This is a genomic window from Petrachloros mirabilis (genome assembly GCF_975968855.1).
On record NZ_CDLUDY010000165.1, the window covers coordinates 1 to 15,315 of the forward strand.

General features: G+C 53.8%; 18 protein-coding genes and 3 tRNA genes. 14 read left to right on the forward strand and 7 right to left on the reverse strand.

The annotated features are described in order from the left end of the window. Positions 1-670 precede the first annotated feature (670 nt). On the forward strand, positions 671-901 hold the full coding sequence (locus ACWVCN_RS06615) for an excisionase family DNA-binding protein (protein ID WP_455244770.1): 231 nt from the start codon (positions 671-673) through the stop codon (positions 899-901). On the opposite strand, the gene ACWVCN_RS06620 is transcribed toward ACWVCN_RS06615, so the two are convergent. Further along, a complete protein-coding gene (locus ACWVCN_RS06620; protein WP_455244771.1) occupies positions 889-1,260 on the reverse strand; it encodes a PIN domain-containing protein in 372 nt (123 codons plus the stop codon). The genes ACWVCN_RS06615 and ACWVCN_RS06620 overlap by 13 nt on opposite strands. Continuing rightward, positions 1,257-1,466: an AbrB/MazE/SpoVT family DNA-binding domain-containing protein gene (locus tag ACWVCN_RS06625; protein WP_455244772.1), complete on the reverse strand. Its 210-nt coding sequence runs from the start codon at positions 1,464-1,466 to the stop codon at positions 1,257-1,259. Before ACWVCN_RS06625 ends, ACWVCN_RS06620 begins: the two co-directional genes overlap by 4 nt. Positions 1,467-1,937: 471 nt before the next feature. Between ACWVCN_RS06625 and ACWVCN_RS06630 the strand changes: the two genes are divergently transcribed. The 3 genes from ACWVCN_RS06630 (at position 1,938) to ACWVCN_RS06640 (ending at position 4,432) form a co-directional block, all read left to right on the forward strand. Then, positions 1,938-2,222 carry a helix-turn-helix domain-containing protein gene (locus ACWVCN_RS06630; protein WP_455244773.1) on the forward strand — a complete coding sequence of 95 codons (285 nt, stop codon included), beginning with the start codon at positions 1,938-1,940 and terminating at the stop codon, positions 2,220-2,222. Beyond that, positions 2,215-3,312: a replication initiation factor domain-containing protein gene (locus ACWVCN_RS06635; protein ID WP_455244774.1), complete on the forward strand. Its 1,098-nt coding sequence runs from the start codon at positions 2,215-2,217 to the stop codon at positions 3,310-3,312. The genes ACWVCN_RS06630 and ACWVCN_RS06635 overlap by 8 nt, the downstream gene beginning before the upstream one ends. 103 nt (positions 3,313-3,415) lie before the next feature. Then, positions 3,416-4,432: a tyrosine-type recombinase/integrase gene (locus ACWVCN_RS06640; protein ID WP_455244775.1), complete on the forward strand. Its 1,017-nt coding sequence runs from the start codon at positions 3,416-3,418 to the stop codon at positions 4,430-4,432. 8 nt (positions 4,433-4,440) lie between these two features. Here the strand turns inward: ACWVCN_RS06640 and ACWVCN_RS06645 are convergent. After that, positions 4,441-4,518, reverse strand: a tRNA-Glu gene (locus tag ACWVCN_RS06645). Positions 4,519-4,743: 225 nt separating this feature from the next. Between ACWVCN_RS06645 and ACWVCN_RS06650 the strand changes: the two genes are divergently transcribed. The 7 genes from ACWVCN_RS06650 (at position 4,744) to ACWVCN_RS06680 (ending at position 10,498) form a co-directional block, all read left to right on the forward strand. After that, positions 4,744-5,292: a hypothetical protein gene (locus ACWVCN_RS06650; RefSeq protein WP_455244776.1), complete on the forward strand. Its 549-nt coding sequence runs from the start codon at positions 4,744-4,746 to the stop codon at positions 5,290-5,292. A 118-nt stretch (positions 5,293-5,410) separates the two neighbouring features. Continuing rightward, entirely contained in the window at positions 5,411-5,824 is a 414-nt protein-coding gene (locus ACWVCN_RS06655; protein ID WP_455244777.1) for a DUF6941 family protein, read from the forward strand. Positions 5,825-5,899: 75 nt separating this feature from the next. Further along, positions 5,900-7,651: a glutamine--tRNA ligase/YqeY domain fusion protein gene (locus tag ACWVCN_RS06660; RefSeq protein WP_455244778.1), complete on the forward strand. Its 1,752-nt coding sequence runs from the start codon at positions 5,900-5,902 to the stop codon at positions 7,649-7,651. A 136-nt stretch (positions 7,652-7,787) separates the two neighbouring features. Beyond that, positions 7,788-8,459, forward strand: a complete 672-nt coding sequence (locus ACWVCN_RS06665) for an MlaC/ttg2D family ABC transporter substrate-binding protein (RefSeq protein WP_455244779.1) — start codon at positions 7,788-7,790, stop codon at positions 8,457-8,459. 125 nt (positions 8,460-8,584) lie between these two features. Then, positions 8,585-8,920, forward strand: a complete 336-nt coding sequence (locus ACWVCN_RS06670; protein WP_455244780.1) for a PilZ domain-containing protein — start codon at positions 8,585-8,587, stop codon at positions 8,918-8,920. Positions 8,921-8,961: 41 nt separating this feature from the next. Next, the gene (locus ACWVCN_RS06675) at positions 8,962-9,165 is read left to right on the forward strand and encodes a DNA gyrase inhibitor YacG (RefSeq protein WP_455244781.1); all 204 of its coding nucleotides are present in this window, start codon (positions 8,962-8,964) and stop codon (positions 9,163-9,165) included. A gap of 289 nt (positions 9,166-9,454) precedes the next feature. Beyond that, entirely contained in the window at positions 9,455-10,498 is a 1,044-nt protein-coding gene (locus ACWVCN_RS06680) for an NAD(P)-dependent alcohol dehydrogenase (RefSeq protein WP_455244782.1), read from the forward strand. Between the two features lie 27 nt (positions 10,499-10,525). On the opposite strand, the gene ACWVCN_RS06685 is transcribed toward ACWVCN_RS06680, so the two are convergent. The 3 genes from ACWVCN_RS06685 to gltX all read right to left on the reverse strand — a co-directional run bounded on the left by ACWVCN_RS06685 (position 10,526) and on the right by gltX (position 12,210). Beyond that, positions 10,526-10,599 (reverse strand) — tRNA-Gln (locus ACWVCN_RS06685). 51 nt (positions 10,600-10,650) lie between these two features. Further along, positions 10,651-10,724 (reverse strand) — tRNA-Gln (locus ACWVCN_RS06690). 70 nt (positions 10,725-10,794) lie between these two features. Further along, positions 10,795-12,210: a glutamate--tRNA ligase gene (gltX, locus tag ACWVCN_RS06695; RefSeq protein ID WP_455244783.1), complete on the reverse strand. Its 1,416-nt coding sequence runs from the start codon at positions 12,208-12,210 to the stop codon at positions 10,795-10,797. Between the two features lie 121 nt (positions 12,211-12,331). Here gltX and ACWVCN_RS06700 point away from each other — a divergent pair, with 121 nt between their 5' ends. Beyond that, a complete protein-coding gene (locus ACWVCN_RS06700; RefSeq protein WP_455244784.1) occupies positions 12,332-13,036 on the forward strand; it encodes a ferredoxin--NADP reductase in 705 nt (234 codons plus the stop codon). Here ACWVCN_RS06700 and ACWVCN_RS06705 read toward each other — a convergent pair. Further along, positions 13,033-13,452, reverse strand: a complete 420-nt coding sequence (locus tag ACWVCN_RS06705; protein ID WP_455244785.1) for a 2Fe-2S iron-sulfur cluster-binding protein — start codon at positions 13,450-13,452, stop codon at positions 13,033-13,035. The genes ACWVCN_RS06700 and ACWVCN_RS06705 overlap by 4 nt on opposite strands. A gap of 147 nt (positions 13,453-13,599) precedes the next feature. Between ACWVCN_RS06705 and ACWVCN_RS06710 the strand changes: the two genes are divergently transcribed. Together ACWVCN_RS06710 and ACWVCN_RS06715 are read left to right on the forward strand one after the other, a co-directional pair. After that, complete coding sequence (locus tag ACWVCN_RS06710) at positions 13,600-14,073, forward strand: RrF2 family transcriptional regulator (protein WP_455244786.1); 474 nt, start codon at positions 13,600-13,602, stop codon at positions 14,071-14,073. Continuing rightward, on the forward strand, positions 14,070-15,287 hold the full coding sequence (locus tag ACWVCN_RS06715; RefSeq protein ID WP_455244787.1) for an IscS subfamily cysteine desulfurase: 1,218 nt from the start codon (positions 14,070-14,072) through the stop codon (positions 15,285-15,287). The genes ACWVCN_RS06710 and ACWVCN_RS06715 overlap by 4 nt, the downstream gene beginning before the upstream one ends. Positions 15,288-15,315: the final 28 nt, after the last annotated feature.

Here is a 15,315-nt window from a genome sequence, read left to right on the forward strand (position 1 = left end):
CGTTTCTCCGCAAGCCGTTCAACCCGGCACTGCTGGATCAGACCATTCGCATCCTGCTGGGACTGCCATTCCACTCGAACAGCTTTGTGGCCTAGAGGATGGAATGCCGTTCTGCGTGTTTATGCTTGGACCTCCAGCACCGATGCCTTGTATTCACTCATCAAGGATTACCGCGATTCACTGTAGCTAAACTGTGCAGAACTATCGTGCTCCATCGTGTTTGATTGGTTCTCATCCGCTCCAACCCATCTGCAAGTGATTGAGATTCAACCGCTGAGTGCAGATCGCGCCCTATAGTCTCTGGTGTTGGAGGGTTTTCTAATCTCGCGCCCTCTTCCTCAAAGTCTGCTACCACGCTGCTATCAGGACAGGACAAACCAGCACCTTGAGTATCAATTGTGGAATGTCCAACTGGTGCGCCTTTTTGGCTGGGCGAGTGCGTCAAACGTCGTGAGTTGCGGTAATGTGCCGTAAGCTGCCTAATCCCCTTCCCACCCGTTTCCCCTTACGCTCGCGACTGAAATGAGAACGCTGGTTCGCGGTGCAGCCTCAAGCAGCCAGGAGCAGTCATCAGCGGTCATGTGCCTAATTCCCAACGACGCGCCGTCAGCGTAGGGTGAGCACGTCTTCAGACCACGGAGGAGCGAACACAGATGAAGGCACACACACATTGATCTCGATCAAACAACTGGCCGAACTGCTCAATGTCAGCACGGATACGATTCGTGGTGCCGCTCGCAGCGGACTCATTCCCTCGACCCGAGAAGGCACGGCCTCCCGATTTGACTGGCCCAAAGTCCGTCAGGCGATGGAGAAACGGGCGAAGGAGGCGAATTATAAGAGGCCGGGAGTCTTTCTCCTTCTGAACCAGAAGAATGTAGCAGCTTTCTACTTGATGTAAACTACTCCAGGCAGATCCTTTAGATCTGCGTCTCCCGTTACTAATTCAGCTTCCTGGTCTTTAGCTGTCGCATAAACGATCGCATCGGCCATGGCCAACCCATGGCGTAAGCTTACGTCGGCTGCCAGAAATGCGATCGATTCCGTTAGTGGGATGACCTGTGTCGCGTTGAGCCGCCCTGCGAGCAATAACGCGGTCTCCTCTCCACGCTCTCGCTTGATCTTCTTGTACACCTCATACAAGACGATGGTCGGCGTGATGAGTTGATACCGAGGGACGAGATAGGCGGCATACCGGTCGGCCAGTGGACCACCCGTAAAGAATTCAATCCACCCGCTGGAATCCAGCAAGACCTTCACAGACAATCCTTCTTTTCCCGAATGTCAGTTTTGGACATGCCCTTGAGCACGCCTTTCAGGGATTTGAGAGGGACTTCCGGCACCAGGGTAATGACTCCCCCTTTCTCCACCACCTGCAGGCGTTGGCTCGGGGTTAGATGAAGCTTTTCCCTAACCTCCTTGGGAATCACAATTTGAAACTTCGGTGAGATCGTCGTCGTCGCCATTGCAGACCTCCTTACCAATTGATGATCGATCATAATATTGTCATACGCTTTAAGTCAAGGCAATCGTGTCCGAACGCTGACTCGCTTCATGATGGTTTTCCTCTCGCTCGGAAACGATCTGTTGTCCTAAGCGGTCCCAAACAGGCCTCAACAGACCCCCACTGCCTAATCCCCCCGCTTCCGCCGGTGCGCTAACCTGACCTTGTTCTCATCGATTCGATTGAAGAGTCTGTCCAGAGTCGTGAAACGCCGTAAGGTGCCGCAACGTGCCTAATTCCGTTCGCTCTCATTCAGCCTTAGGCTCATTACGCAAGGCAACGAGGGAGGTTCGTCCGGAAGTCCTGACGAACATGCATCCTAAAGGACTGTAAAGCGTACAAGAGCGGTCATAAGCAGTCATGTGCCTAATTCCCAACGGAAGCACCGTCCGCGTAAGTTGAGGACGTCTCTAAACCAAAAAGGAGGGAACACGTGAAGGCAAAAACATCGATGTCAATCAAAGAACTTGCCGAGCTGCTCGGCGTCAGCACGGATACGGTACGTCGGGCAGCCCGAAGCGGCCTCATTCCATCCACGCGTGAAGGCACGGCCTATCGGTTTGATTTCAAGAAAGTCCGCCAAGCGATGGAGAGACGGGCAAATGAGATGCGGACCCGACGGAGCATGCAGGCGAGCGCGCCGGGCGGCAGAGGCCGGCCGCGCGCCGCCCAACCGCCCCCGCTTGGTAACACGGGGGCTTGGCTGACACGTGAGTGATTTGGCCCCTGACACCGGCACCTCCGTGTTCACGTTGACTATCGATTGGATCGCGTTCACCCTGCCGTCCGCATCTGCCCACTCTGTAATGCAACGGATTGAAGGAGACTGGTCCAGGAGGAAGGGTGGATTTCGCTGCTATCCAGACTCATGGGTCCTGAATCAAGCCCACGGAGTCGGTCTGCTCGGTACCGGTGCACGACGTGAGCCCCGCGAAGTGCACGTGGACCTTTCCGCTGGTATCGTTTCGTCATGGGACCTGCCCTCCGTCAAAAATCTTCTGCAGTGGATCAAAACCCAACAAGGTCATCTCACGAGAATTGATTGCGCTCTCGATGATCGACAGGCATCGGTGCCTTTGACCTACGTCACGCAGGCCGCTGAAGTAGGCCAATGCATTAGTCGTGCAGACCGTATCCAGATGATTCGCTCGTTCTCGTTGCACCGGGGTACTGCCTCCGGGGAAACGATCTACTTCGGAAGTCCCCAAAGCCAAACCTTGCTGCGGGTCTACGATAAGCGGCTTGAGCTCACGGCGAAGAAACATCCTCATCCCGAGGAGTACGGCATCCGATGGGAATTGGAGTTCAAACAGGATCGCGCCCAGCTGTGCGGTCAAGCGCTCATCGGGCTGGAGGAACCAGACTGGAAAGGCTTTCTGATTGGGCTGCTTCGGTCCTACGTCGATTTTCGGGACACCACACGGGACGCCGAGGACGAGGAGCGGGCGCGGGCTCCTCGGCTCGCATGGTACGAATCTCTGACGAGGGGCTTCATGAATGCTCGTCTCTCGGTACAGCACGAGGAGCCGGATACGGAGCGGGTGAAGGGCTGGATTGAACGGTCAGTGGCTCCGATGCTCGCTGCCCTCTGTGCCTTGCCGGGAGGACACACGTGGATGGAGGGGGCCATTGTTGAAGGCGCTGATCGGTGGAGAGAGCGCCATCGTCAATTGGTCGGTAAAGGGAGACACAGGAAGAAGGGCTCCGGAATGCCGGCGGATACGCGGGCGCATCTTGGGGGTACGGGGGTGTCGTCAGACTCCCCCGAAGTGGGTGGAAACGATGGATACCGACCTGATAGCCAGTGACGCTGCCTTGATACCTCACACGGCACTTGACGGGTGGTTGGTGCCTCCGCATACTGCCGTCCGGCGAAGTCGTAGTTGTGGCAGGGACCGGAAAGGTACGGCCATGACGCGACCGTTAGTGGAATTAGTGGAGCAGTTTTGTCACTACCAACTCAAACAGCGAGGCAAGACGGAGGGAGGTGTCCAGACCGCTCGCTGGAATCTGGAGCAGTTTTTAGTGTTTGTTCGCGATCGGTATGGAAAAGTCGCCAGACTGTCGGATTTGACTCGGCCGACCATCCAGGAATGGATGGACGACATGGCCGCACGAGACTTGTCGGTCTCCAGCATGAGGACGAGGCAGTCGACCCTTTCCAGCTTCTGCACCTGGCTGGTGAAGCGAGACGCCTTGCCGATCAATCCGATTGCGGGGATGGATCGACCACCCCATCGCATCGAACCTCCGAAGCAAGTCCCGACACCGAGCTTGATGGATGCCCTAATCGAGGCGGCACGAAAGAGGCAACGACCCCGGGATGTCGCGATCTTCCTGATCTTGCGCTTTACGGGGATGCGGCGCGCTTCCGTGGCCACGCTTCAAGCCAGGCACCTGGACGGACTATGGGGATTGCGGCGGGTGCGCGTGAAGGGCGGGCGGACCAGGGACATTCCCTTGCCCGAGCCGGTGATGCGCTATTTGCACGCCTACCTCGAGCAATTCGTGACGCCAACCGTCAAGATGTTGACGCCCGAAACACCGATCTTCTGGTCTGTGTGGGGACGTCGAGCTGTCGGAAGGCATCGCGCGCCGATGACTGGGAAAAACATCTGGCGGCTCTGCAAACTCTACGGCCGGCTTATCGGCTATCCGATGCTGAAGCCGCACGACATCCGTCATGGCGTGGCGATGGAAGTGTTAGAGCAACGACACGACCTCGAGCAGGTACGCGCACTGCTCGGCCATCAGCGCATCGATACGACGCAGATCTACACGATGATTCGTCCTGCGCAGTTGAAGCAAGCGGTGTCGTTTTACGAAGAGCCGGCGAGACGAATGCTGGCGAGTTTTCCAACCGTCACAAATTCCATGTTCGAGGAACATTTGAATGTTCCTCAAACACGGAGCCTAAAACTTCAATAAATTCACCGTGGTGGTCCCAACGGGATTCGAACCCGTGTTTAAGCCTTGAGAGGGCTCCGTCCTAGGCCAAGCTAGACGATGGGACCAGACCGAGGTGTGAATTACATCTGGACAGTATCATAGGGCATTTCGCCTTTTCAATTCCTGCCCCAAGCTAAGGTACGGCTTTTTTTCATCTTTTGCTCCACAAACAACTTGACAGCATACGTAACTTGTCCTACCTTTCGCCAATTCGCTCGTCAATGTCAGTAAGCATAATGCCATGAAGTTTGACTCCTTTTTCTCCATGAAGCCAGACGTAGGTTTGCGCAATGAATAAGTTCTTTCAGCCCGATCACGATATGCTGGACATCGACGACGACATAACTGACGTCGTCGTCGAGGAAGAAAAACCGGAACAGGGACTGGAAGTGTTAATCGGTTCGAACGTGTTTCGAACCACAAATGGCGTGATCAAATTACAAGGCAAGGAACAAATTGTATTAGAAGTCCTGCCCGCCAATCCGGCATTGCTCTTAACCATGGACTTCTACGATGAGCGAGGCCAACGTATCGGGCACATTCGGCGCAATCAACTCTCGACAACCGGATCCAGCCGCTACGCCGTTTCTGTGACGACTGCTCAGGACGCAACAATTGATGGTCCGATGACAGTGACCGTGTCCAATCGGGCAACAGGCGGTTCGGTCATCGAGGTCTGCTTGTTTCAACGCAGGAAGATCCGGCTTGCCAGTGCCAGCTTCTATACCCATAAGGGGGAACTCGTCTCGGTCACCCCGCACTATTGCCGAATCGGAACCGGACTGACGAAATTCGGAGATGTCATAGAATGTCGTGGCAGCGCGGCGGCCATAGGATAGGATAGATACGGCCCTTCCGAATCTTTATTGATCGACTCCACTCCTCCATCCGTTTCCTCTATCAGCCGGAATCTCAGATCCCTTTGACAGAAGTCACGAGTCTCGTAGAATAGCTTTCATGTCGGATATTGCCAAACCGAGCGTTCAGGCTTTCTTGGTTTGTGACCAGGTCATCGAAGACACCGTAACCAAGAAGAAGAGTTTGATCGGACTGTTTACCCATCTCCAGGCTCTCAGCTTTCCCTTCCAGCACCAGCAGATGGGATTGTACTTCTGCTTGACCGATGCCGAAGGCAGCTACGAATTCGCCATTGACCTCGTTTATCTGAACAATGAGCAGCTTGTCTGTCGTGCCGCTCTCCCGAATATCGTCATCGCCGACCGCCTCCAGAGCTCGGACTTCGGCATTAATATCCCTTCGCTGATCTTCCCCGCCCCCGGACGGTACGAATTCCGCCTCCGCATGGACGGCCACCTAATCGCGCAGAAAGACTTTAATGTGATGCAGCTGCCGACACATCAAACTGCCTGACCGAAAGATTTTTCCATCACGATGGTCACTCCGAGCAACTGAGCCCTTCTCCCTCCTATACTTCTTATGATACAAGTGGCCACGAATTGGCCGATTGACGCGGGTCAGAAATACGCTAGCAACAGGCACATCTTGGCTGAGGGAACGAGCTCTTCCAATTTCATCCGAGAAATCGTAGCGGCCGACCTTGCAGCCGGCAAGCACGGAGGCCGTGTTGTCACGCGATTTCCCCCCGAACCTAACGGTTACCTCCATATCGGCCATGCCAAGTCGATTTGCCTGAATTTTGGATTGGCGCAGGATTCGCCAGGGGGAGTCTGCCACCTTCGATTTGACGACACCAATCCGACGACAGAAGATCCCGAGTACGTGCACTCGATCCAAGAAGACGTGCGCTGGCTTGGATTCGATTGGGGTGACAAGTTATTTTTCGCCTCAGATTATTTTCAAAAACTCTACGATTTCGCGGAGGGTTTGATCCTGAAAGGAGCCGCCTATGTCGACAGCCTTTCCGCAGATGAAATCCGACGCTATCGCGGCACCCTGACTGAACCGGGTAAGAAAAGCCCATTCAGAGACCGATCGGTCGAAGAAAATCTCGATCTCTTTAGGCGAATGCGCGCCGGCGAATTTCAGGACGGAACCCACGTCCTGCGTGCCAAAATCGATATGGCATCGCCGAATATCAACATGCGAGATCCCGTCCTCTATCGGATCCGGCACGCCTCACATTACCGCACCGGGACGACCTGGTGCATCTATCCTTCGTACGATTACGCACATCCCCTCTCTGATGCCATCGAAGGTATCACCCACTCAATCTGCACCTTGGAATTTGAAGATCATCGCCCGTTGTACGATTGGGTGATCGAACAGGCTGGAACGTCTCACCGCCCGCAACAAATCGAGTTCGCCAGGCTGAACATCAGTTATGCGGTCATGAGCAAGCGGAAGCTGCTCGAACTGGTTGAAAAGAGGCTTGTGAACGGCTGGGACGATCCTCGCCTCCCTACCATAAAAGGGCTGAGGCGCCGAGGGTACACTCCGGAAGCTATCCGGAATTTCTGCGAACAGATCGGCGTGGCCAAACGCGATGCCGTGGTCGAAATGCAGTTACTGGAGCACTTTGTTCGTGAGGATCTCAATAAGCGATCCCAGAGGGTCATGGCCGTCTTAAAACCATTGAAAGTCGTGATCGACAACTACCCGCTAGGCCAAACGGAAGAACTGGATGCCGTCAATAATCCGGAAGATCCGTCGGCTGGTACGAGGAAAGTCCCGTTTTCCCGCACCCTGTACATCGAGCATGACGATTTTCTAGAGGACCCGCCGAAGCAGTTCTTCAGACTTGCACCGGGCCGGGAAGTCCGGCTGCGTTATGCGTACATTATTAAATGCGTAGAGGTTACCAAGGATCCTCACACTGGCAAGATCACCGAACTGCACTGTACATATGATCCGGCGACGAAAAGTGGAGGCCCCGAGGCACAGAGAAAAGTCAAGGCGACTATTCATTGGGTTTCTACCGACCACGCAGCCGACGCCGAAGTCCGTCTATACAATCTGCTGTTGAAAGCGGACCTTTCCAAAATTCCTGCTGACCATGACTGGACAACCTACCTCAACCCCCAGTCCTTGGAGAGGATCACGGGTTGCAAGGTCGAACCGAGCTTGAAAGATGCAAAGCCTGGCTACAGATTTCAGTTTGAGCGCTTGGGTTATTTCTGCGCCGATCCTGATTCCACATCATCTTCGCCCATATTCAATCGTACAGTTTCGCTGAAGGACGCCTGGGCCAAGATCGACAAGTCATCGACATCACGATAGATACCTCTTGCCTGGCTTCAACCAGGGGTTCTGAACTCTTTCTAGTTTCCGCGAATTTGCCCTTCCTTTACAGACTCCGCTTCCCTGCTACGCTTAGAGCACAACGTTGAATCGAATCTAGGAGCCACTTTGTGCCATGAAAACTCAGAGAACGGCGCGCCAACACCTACTCTCGATATCACTAAGGAATGTTCTGCTGTCACTTCTTGTTACCGCTGAACCACTGGCGGTTCATGCGGCAGAGGTCAATAACGGCCAGACCCCTACGGAAGCCGTCAAGGGGACGATCGCCGATCTCATAGCCGTGCTCGACGATGATGCCCTGAAGCAGGCGGAGCGCGCGGAAGAACGTCGTCATAAGATCGAAGACGTGATTCGACGAGGCGTCGACTACGAAGAAATGGCCAAACGCGCTCTTGGTAGACCCTGGCTGATGCTTTCCGAACACGATCGTCAGGAATTCGTAAGCCTCTTCGTCCAACTGCTCCGCGATAGCTTCGCCGGGCGAATTACCGAACACCATGACGAGCAGGTTGACTACCTCGGCGAACAACGTCAGGACCTGTATGCGGAGGTTCGGACACAACTCAAAGGGAGAAAAACTGAGACGCCGATCGATTTTCGTTTGATCAGCCATGGAACGGAATGGCGGGTCTATGATGTGGTCATCGACGGTGCCAGCATCGTCAACAACTACCGGTCACAATTCACGAGTATCATCCACGAGGTCTCGTATACCGGTCTGGTGCAGAAGATGAAGCAGAAAGCCGTTGCCGTGAAGGTGTTTGAAAACTCTCCGTCTCAATAATCCCTCACCTCGTTTCATCCATCCGTCGAATTCACGCGTTTCCTTTACCGAACAACGGCGTTTGATACACTAAACGCACCTGAAGCGACGCGTTGCCCAACGGTCCATAGTGGAAGGAGCCGATCATGATCGAATGTCGCCAACACCCGCGAGTTCCGGTTGATCTTCAGGTTTATTTTTCAACGACAGGCAATACTTCCATCAGAGAAGGGACCATGTTCGACCTCTCGGCCGGTGGATGCGCCGTGTCCAGCCTGTCCTCCGTTCTGCCGGGCTCGGCCGTGAGAATACTCGTTCGCGCCACTGACTTGGGGTCCCCCATTACGATCGAATCTGCTGCAGTCCGCTGGAGCGAGCACGGAGAATTTGGAGTTGAATTCATTGCACTTTCTGAGATCGATCACAACCGCCTTCATCGCCTACTCCAAGCCAGAACCGGCAAATACCCTCGCCACAGCTGACGCTTGCCCCCTATCCTACCCCGTTTGCTAGAATGTCTGGCATGACTTGTCCCATCTGCCGACACCCGACCACCTGGGAAGGCAACCCATGGCGTCCTTTCTGCTCAGAGCGCTGCCAAACCGTCGACCTCGGTGCCTGGGCCGCTGAGGAATATCGAGTTCCAGGGCCTCCTTTGACGATGGAATTGCCTGCTCACGATACGCATGAATCAGACAAAGTGCCAAACCAATGCCCAAAGGATTAACCCAAAATCCCCGGCACTGATAAGTGCTACTTTTTGACACCCGTACAAAGCAACTGCGCCCGCTTCGTCTCTACGGTTCAAGCCTGCTTACGACAAAGGCCGACGCTCCATTGAACACCCGTATCGTCAGCGAATTCTAAGATATCGATCGCGGTCATAACGCAGCTGGATAGATCGCTTGCAGTGAATACGTGTAGGTCACTCCTTGGTTGGCAAGTTCGGGCGATCTTGCTAAGGTCACGCTCTCATTACTGCCATCACTGCTTTTGTTTTGATAGGGAGGACCCCAATGATGACAACTAACGGGTATGCCGCCCTCGATGCCAAAACGCCGCTGCAACCTTTCTCGTTTGAACGGCGCGATGTTGGTACCCACGATGTCTTGATCAGAATTTCCCACTGTGGAATCTGCCATTCAGACATCCATCTAGCGCGTAACGAATGGGGCAACTCGATTTTTCCGATGGTGCCTGGCCATGAGATCGTCGGCATCGTCGCGCAGATTGGAACTGCTGTCACTCGTTTTCGCGTCGGAGACAGGGCTGGCGTCGGCTGCTTTGTGGACTCCTGTAGAACTTGTGCATCATGCCGGGAAGGTCAGGAGCAGTATTGTGAATCCGGAATGCTTTTGACTTACAGTGGTCGAGACAAGAACGGCCAGGTCACACAAGGCGGGTATTCAGACAAGATCGTTGTCGATGAACAGTACGCGTTACATGTTCCTCAGATACTCTCCCCGGCTGGCGCGGCCCCGCTCCTCTGCGCCGGTATCACAACCTATTCCCCGCTTCGTCATTGGGGCGTCGGGAAATATCACAAGCTTGCGGTGGTTGGCTTGGGCGGCCTCGGCCACATGGCCGTAAAGATCGCCAAGGCGCTGGGAACCGAGGTGACTGTTCTGAGTACATCTGACCGCAAGAGGAAAGACGCCGAGCGCTTGGGAGCTGCTGACTTCGCCATAACCACGATTCCTGAATCGTTCCGACGATTAGAGGGCCGTTTTGACTTTATACTCGACACCGTTTCTGCACCACATGACTACAATGCCTATCTCAATTTGCTCAAGACTGACGGAACAATGATACTTGTAGGTGCACCGGACAAACCGACCCCCTTGGAGCCGTTTCCTCTCATCATGCACCGAAGATGCATCGCCGGGTCCGTGATCGGAGGCATCAAGGAAACTCAGGAAATGCTCGACTTCTGCGCCGAGCACAGGATCGAATCCGATATTGAGACGATTCCGGTTCAGGAGGCCAATGCGGCCTACGAAAGAATTATCAAAGGCGACGTGCGGTTTAGATTTGTGATCGATCTGGCTTCACTGAAATAGAAAGTAGAGAGGTTCCATCAGAAATAGTGGCTGGGGGACTAGGAATCGAACCTAGGTAGCCAGCTCCAAAGGCTGGCGTCCTACCGCTAGACGATCCCCCAGCGCGGTAACGGGCAGTAGTAATCTGACAAAGTCGGCGGGAGAAAGATAATTGGCTGGGGGACTAGGAATCGAACCTAGGTAGTCAGATCCAGAGACTGACGTCCTACCGCTAGACGATCCCCCAACCGACGCCCACACTAATATACGGATCGGAGTTCCGTCAAGATCGACGCTGATTTACGGCGACAAGGCCGTCAGGATGAAGAGGCCCGCTCAATCCCCTTTTGAAGACGGAACAACGTCCGCTCACGACCAAGTACCTCCATCACTTCAAAAAGCCCCGGGCTGGCGGTGCGGCCTGTTAGGGCTACCCGAACGGGTTGAGCTAACTGGCCCATCTTGATCCCTTCTTCCTCAACCAACTTCTTGAAGGATTCTTCCCACTCTTGCTTGGAAAAAGTGGGGAACGCCTTGAACCGTGCAAGCAACTTGCTCAAGACCGGTGCTATCGTCGGCGTGAGAAACTTCTTGGCCGCCTCTTCGTCCATTGCGACAGCCTGCCCAAAGTAAGGCGTCACCCACATGACCATATCGGTAAGGGTTTTAGCCCGCTCCTTTACCAGAACGACCAATTGAGCCAGCCATTCTGGCAAGACGGCCCGAACCTCTTCCTGTAATCCCGCTTGTTCCAAAAGTGGCACCAACTCCTGAGCTATTTTGCCGGGCGGACTCACCTTGATATATTCAGCGTTCATCCAGAGTAGCTTTTCAGGATTGAACACCGCTGCCGACTTTTGTACGTGGTCCCACGAGAATTTTTCAATTAGCTCCTCCCGCGTGAAAATTTCCTGATCGCCGTGCGACCAGCCCAGCCTGACCAAGTAATTCACCATCGCATCGGACAAATACCCCATCTCTTTATAGGCCATGATCGATGTCGCCCCGTGCCGTTTCGACAGCCGTGACTTGTCGGACCCGAGAATCATCGGCAGATGACCAAACTGCGGAACGGGAAACCCGAGCGCTTTAAAGATCGGAACTTGGCGGGGAGTATTCGTCAAATGATCGTCGCCTCGCACAACGTGCGTGATGTGCATCAGCGCGTCATCAACGACTACTGAAAAGTTGTAAGTCGGATAGCCGTTAGAACGCAGAATGATGAGATCGTCCAGAACGCCGTTGTCGAAGACGATCCTTCCCTTGATGAGGTCATCGACAATGGTCTGACCGTCTTGAGGTGCCTTGAACCGCAGGGCGGCAGCCTCGGGAGGTTGTACGATGCCGAGATTGCGGCAACGACCATCATAACGAGGCGAAAGCCCCTTCGCCTCTGCTTCCTTGCGCCTTGCTTCTAAGTCTTCGGCTGTACAGACACACCAATATGCCTGGCCCTTATCGAGCAACGATAGGGCATGGCTACGATAGAGCTCCATCCGCTCAGTCTGGCGAAAGGGCCCCTCATCCCAATCCAACCCAACCCATTTCATCCCTTCCAGGATGGCCTGAATTGACTCTTGCGTCGAGCGGCTCTGGTCTGTATCTTCAATACGAAGCACGAAAACACCATACTGCTGTCGGGCAAAAAGCCAATTGAACAAGGCTGTGCGAACTCCACCTATGTGGAGATAACCTGTCGGGCTCGGGGCAAACCGAACACGGACCTGAGTCATAGCGACATCCCACTCCTTCGCAAAAGGCTGGTATCTATAACATGCAGGAAAAACAGTTGTACAGGTTGCCGCCCTTTCCTCTTATGCGTCCTTCTGATAAGAGATCTAGTGGAAACTCGATATGCCAGAATTCACGCAATGGGCCACGGTCCTTTCGTCCACAGACTTGACGCCTCACGTGCGTCAATTGATTCTCCTGCCAAAAGAACGGGACATCACGTTTCAGCCTGGCCAATGGGTCTCATTGAAACTGCCCGTTGGGACGAAGCCGCCTCTGAACCGTGCCTACTCAATGGCGGCTCCTGCCACTAAATCCGGCGAACTTACCCTAGTTTTTGACCATGTCGCTGGCGGTCTGGGCTCGAATTATCTCTATAAACTCAAAGCCGGTGACGAGATACTTTTGTCAGGCCCTTACGGAAACTTTACCCTTCCCGCTCAGCTCAATCGCGAGCTGCTATTCGTTACCAGGTATACAGGCCTTGTTCCGATCCGGTGCATGTTGAGGGAGTTATATGCCCGGAAGCAGACAGCATCGGTCATGTTAATCACTGTGGCCCCAGAAGAGGGTGAGTTGCTCTTTCACCAGGAACTACTGACTCTCGCCGTCACGCATCCAGGTTTTCGATACTTGCCCCTTGTCGCGGCAGGAGGTGAGCAGCAAGGCGCCGACCTCGCATGGTCTATGCTCGGCCCGCTGGTAGAAGGCACACCAAGAGTGCTTCCAATGATATGCGGAACCAAGGGATTCGTGCGGCCTTTGCGTGCCTATTTCGCCCAGGTGGGGTATGCCCGAAAGGAAGTAAAAACCGAGACCTACGACTAATGATGCTCCTCTTTGACTAAGTTCTTGTTCACAGCCGGGATTTGCACCACAACATCTTTTGTGCCGTTCGGCACACATTGACAACCAAGCCGCGACTGCAATGTCGTCATTGGAGCTTCATCTAACTGGTCGAACTCATCATCTGAGCCTTCATTGCAGCTTTCAAGACCTTCTTTGACAATCACATGGCAGGTAGAACAGGCACAAACACCACCACAGACATGTTCGAGTTCCACACCACTGCCCATCGCCACGTCCAGAATACTTCCCGGTAATCCTGTTTCCCCATACGGAATCTTTGAGGGATCAACTTCTACTTTTGTGACATGCCCATTTGGTAAAATATATGTAATCGTATAGGGTTTCTTGGGAAGCTCGTATTCTGTTTTTTCGATATAGGGGTTGACTCCTCCCATCAAGTTTGTCCTTTCTGATTATCTGTCATTATCCCGAATATTCTGACTTTTCCGCCATTGACAGCACATTGGCAAAATGATAGCATGAGTACGACCAAATTGATCGGAGATCATTATAGTCTCCGATCGTAGGAATCGGCAATAGCAATGTTAAAGATTTCAAAAAAAGCCGACTACGCGCTGATGGCACTTCAGCACATTGCTTCAGTTCAATCAGGCGATGTGGTCTCAGGTCGCGTTGTCAACACTAAAGAAATCGCGGAAGAGTATCACATTCCGCTCGAACTCTTGGCCAAGGTTCTTCAAGTTCTGGCCAAGAGCGGAGTGATAGAAAGCCATAACGGACCAAAAGGCGGATATCTTTTGGCTAGAAGCGCCGAACGCATCACGATCGCGCAGATCCTTGAGAGCGTCGAAGGACCTCTGGGTATTACCGACTGCTCTCATGAAAAAGAAGGAGAATCATGCCTACAGCGGGAACATTGCAATATCCGAACACCGCTGCTGAAAGTGCAGGACAGCATCTTTCAGTTGCTCAACAGCATGACCCTTCAAGACATGTTGGGGGAAACACCCTTGATTACGATTCAGTCGCCAACGACACAAGGAGTCGAACGATGAAGCTTCCTATTTTCTTGGACAACCATTCCACCACACCGATGGACCCTCGGGTGCTGGAAGCTATGCTTCCCTATTTCGTGGAGAAATTCGGCAACGCTGCCAGCCGCAACCATGCGTTCGGATGGGAAGCGGAGGAAGCAGTCGAGCGGGCCCGCAAACAGATCGCCAAGCTGATCAAAGCCGACTCTAAAGAAATCGTATTTACCAGCGGCGCCACGGAATCGGACAATTTGGCTCTTAAAGGTGTCCTGGAAATGTACAAGGAGAAGGGCACCCATATCATCACGTCTTCAACGGAACACCGAGCTGTTCTTGATACAGCAAAATCCCTCGAGGCAAAAGGAGTGGCCACCATCACCTACCTACCGGTTGACAAGCAAGGCATGGTGAACCCACAAGACGTGAGAAATGCCATCACGGACAAGACAATTTTGATCTCCGTCATGCTGGCGAACAACGAGATCGGCACGATCAATCCCATTTCGGAGATCGGAAAGATCGCCAAAGAGAAGGGCGTCCTCTTCCATTGCGATGCCACACAAGGGGTTGGCAAGATTCCCGTCGACGTGCAGTCGATGGGGATCGACCTGATGTCGTTCTCCGCCCACAAAATCTATGGTCCCAAGGGCATTGGGGCACTTTACGTCAGGAAGAAGAATCCCCGTGTCCGAATCGCCGCCCAAATGGACGGTGGAGGACACGAACGAGGAATGCGCTCCGGCACGCTGCCGGTTCCGCTGATCGTCGGCTTTGGAAAGGCGTGCGAGATCTGCGAACAAGAAATGGAGAAGGAATCGATCCGATTAGCGGCCATGCGTGACAGACTTCAAGACGGCATCATGGCCGCGTTGGAAGAAAGCTATCTGAACGGTCATCCGACGAATCGTTTACCCGGCAACCTCAATATCTCTTTTGCATATGTCGAGGGAGAGTCCTTGTTGATGGGGATGAAAGAGATTGCGTTGTCATCCGGCTCCGCCTGTACCTCGGCTACACTAGAACCCTCGTATGTGCTGCGAGCGCTGGGGGTCGGAACGGAACTTGCCCATTCGTCGATCCGATTTGGCCTCGGCCGATTCAACACGGATGAAGAGATTGACTACACGATCAAGAAGGTTATCGAGATTGTGACCAAGCTGCGGGAAATGTCGCCGCTGTATGAAATGGCGAAAGATGGCATCGACTTGAAATCCGTTCAGTGGGCGGCCCACTGAACGAGAGAGAACCGGAGGAGGAGTTACC

Coding starts and splice junctions, on each gene's coding strand:
- ACWVCN_RS06625 (WP_455244772.1), bottom strand. CDS start 1,466: ATGGCGACGACGACGATCTCACCGAAGTTTCAAATTGTGATTCCCAAG.
- ACWVCN_RS06640 (WP_455244775.1), top strand. CDS start 3,416: ATGACGCGACCGTTAGTGGAATTAGTGGAGCAGTTTTGTCACTACCAA.
- ACWVCN_RS06650 (WP_455244776.1), top strand. CDS start 4,744: ATGAATAAGTTCTTTCAGCCCGATCACGATATGCTGGACATCGACGAC.
- ACWVCN_RS06655 (WP_455244777.1), top strand. CDS start 5,411: ATGTCGGATATTGCCAAACCGAGCGTTCAGGCTTTCTTGGTTTGTGAC.
- ACWVCN_RS06665 (WP_455244779.1), top strand. CDS start 7,788: ATGAAAACTCAGAGAACGGCGCGCCAACACCTACTCTCGATATCACTA.
- ACWVCN_RS06670 (WP_455244780.1), top strand. CDS start 8,585: ATGATCGAATGTCGCCAACACCCGCGAGTTCCGGTTGATCTTCAGGTT.
- ACWVCN_RS06675 (WP_455244781.1), top strand. CDS start 8,962: ATGACTTGTCCCATCTGCCGACACCCGACCACCTGGGAAGGCAACCCA.
- ACWVCN_RS06680 (WP_455244782.1), top strand. CDS start 9,455: ATGATGACAACTAACGGGTATGCCGCCCTCGATGCCAAAACGCCGCTG.
- gltX (WP_455244783.1), bottom strand. CDS start 12,210: ATGACTCAGGTCCGTGTTCGGTTTGCCCCGAGCCCGACAGGTTATCTC.
- ACWVCN_RS06700 (WP_455244784.1), top strand. CDS start 12,332: ATGCCAGAATTCACGCAATGGGCCACGGTCCTTTCGTCCACAGACTTG.
- ACWVCN_RS06705 (WP_455244785.1), bottom strand. CDS start 13,452: ATGGGAGGAGTCAACCCCTATATCGAAAAAACAGAATACGAGCTTCCC.
- ACWVCN_RS06710 (WP_455244786.1), top strand. CDS start 13,600: ATGTTAAAGATTTCAAAAAAAGCCGACTACGCGCTGATGGCACTTCAG.
- ACWVCN_RS06715 (WP_455244787.1), top strand. CDS start 14,070: ATGAAGCTTCCTATTTTCTTGGACAACCATTCCACCACACCGATGGAC.